This window comes from Pseudoduganella sp. RAF53_2, assembly GCF_052113985.1.
GTDB lineage: Bacteria > Pseudomonadota > Gammaproteobacteria > Burkholderiales > Burkholderiaceae_D > Rugamonas.
On record NZ_JBFRDW010000892.1, the window covers coordinates 1 to 1,780 of the forward strand.

The following is a 1,780-nucleotide window of genomic DNA, read 5'->3' on the forward strand; positions in this document are numbered from 1 at the left end:
GCGCTGGGCATGGGCGCGGAGGACATGACCGAACTGCGCAAGATCGGCCACGTGCTGGCGCAGCTGAAGGAACCGGAGCCGCCAAAAGGCTTTAAAGACTTGCTGGGCATGGGTTCCCTGGTTAAAGCCGTGTGGGATATGTCGCCAAAAGAGATGCGCGGCGCACCCTGCCAGGAGATCGTTTGGGAAGGGCAGGATGTGGACCTGGGCCGCTTGCCAATTCAGCATTGCTGGCCTGGCGATGTGGCTCCTCTCATTACTTGGGGCCTTGTGATTACTAAAGGTCCTAATAAGAAGCGCCAGAATCTGGGCATCTATCGACAGCAGGTGCTGGGGCCTAATAAAGTAATCATGCGCTGGCTGGCCCATCGCGGYGGCGCGCTGGACTTCCGCGAGCATTGCATCAAGAATCCAGGGAAGCCTTATCCTGTCTGTGTCGCTTTGGGGGCGGACCCGGCGACTATCCTTGGTGCAGTGACGCCGGTACCGGATACCTTGTCTGAATATCAGTTTGCAGGCCTSCTGCGCGGCAGCCGTACTGAATTAGTCAAAGCCATCGGCAGCGAGCTGCGCGTGCCGGCATCGGCGGAGATTGTGCTGGAAGGGCATATCTATCCGGACGAAAGCCACCCATCGAAATACGAGCATGCGCTGGAAGGTCCATACGGCGACCATACCGGTTATTACAATGAGCAGGACTGGTTCCCTGTCTTCACGATCGACCGCATCACGATGCGCCGCGATCCGATCTATCACTCTACTTATACAGGCAAGCCGCCCGATGAGCCGGCCGTGCTGGGACTGGCGCTGAACGAAGTCTTCGTGCCGCTGCTGCAAAAGCAGTTCAGCGAGATCACCGACTTCTACCTGCCGCCGGAAGGCTGCAGCTACCGCATGGCCGTGGTCCAGATCCGCAAACAGTACGCTGGCCACGCCAAGCGCGTGATGTTCGGCGTGTGGAGCTTCCTGCGCCAGTTCATGTATACCAAGTTCATCGTGGTGGTGGATGAGGACGTGAATATCCGCGACTGGAAGGAAGTGATCTGGGCGATAACCACTCGCGTCGATCCGACGCGCGACACCACGCTGGTCGATAACACGCCGATTGATTACCTGGACTTTGCATCGCCGGTGAGTGGCCTCGGCAGCAAGATGGGCATCGACGCCACCAATAAATGGCCGGGCGAAACCAGCCGTGAGTGGGGCACGACAATTGTGATGACGCCCGACGTGAAAGCACGCGTGGACGATATTTGGCAGCAGCTTGGTTTATGACCTATAATTGCGGCCGGGCGGGCCCCTGCGCATTGTGGCACGGTTAACCTGGTCAGGTCGGGAACGAAGCAGCCAAAGCTGTTCACCGCAAGTGCCGCAGATCAGGCTCGCCTCCTCATTCTTATTCCCATGGTAAGCGGGCCGCAGGCCCCCCTTAAAACCCACGGCGCAAAGCAGGTGTCTGCCACGCCGTGGCAGACACCAGGGTTACGCCTCAGGTTCTGAATTAGTCGTCCAGCTCGGCCTCATGCGGCCGCGCCGACAGCGCGACAGTCGGATTCTCTTTTTGCAGCGCCTGGTCCAGCAGCAAGTGAATTTCATTTTTTGCATCGCTGGACAGCTGTTTCGCGCCGGCCTTCGACTGAATAGTCAGCTGCGCCGGCTTGTCGAACTTCAGCGTCACGCCTTTCAGCGTCGGGAAGAACATGCGCGCCAGACCAGCCAGCTTGCCGATCGCATTGTTCGATTGCGGCACGCTGTCCATCAACGTGTTGTACTGCCATTG

Annotated in this window: 1 protein-coding gene, 1 other RNA gene and 1 pseudogene; 2 read left to right on the top strand and 1 reads right to left on the bottom strand. The window is 58.7% G+C overall.

Annotated features, from left to right (window positions below; genetic code table 11):
- Both AB4Z11_RS30725 and ffs read left to right on the top strand, forming a co-directional pair.
- The coding region (locus AB4Z11_RS30725) for a UbiD family decarboxylase (protein ID WP_442029830.1) at nt 1-1,275 on the top strand (1,275 nt) is incomplete at its 5' end.
- A 16-nt stretch (nt 1,276-1,291) separates the two neighbouring features.
- Nucleotides 1,292-1,390: signal recognition particle sRNA small type (gene ffs, locus AB4Z11_RS30730), an RNA gene on the top strand.
- Nucleotides 1,391-1,501: 111 nt separating this feature from the next.
- Here ffs and AB4Z11_RS30735 read toward each other — a convergent pair.
- Nucleotides 1,502-1,780 (bottom strand): annotated as a pseudogene (locus AB4Z11_RS30735) (hypothetical protein); the annotation flags it as partial.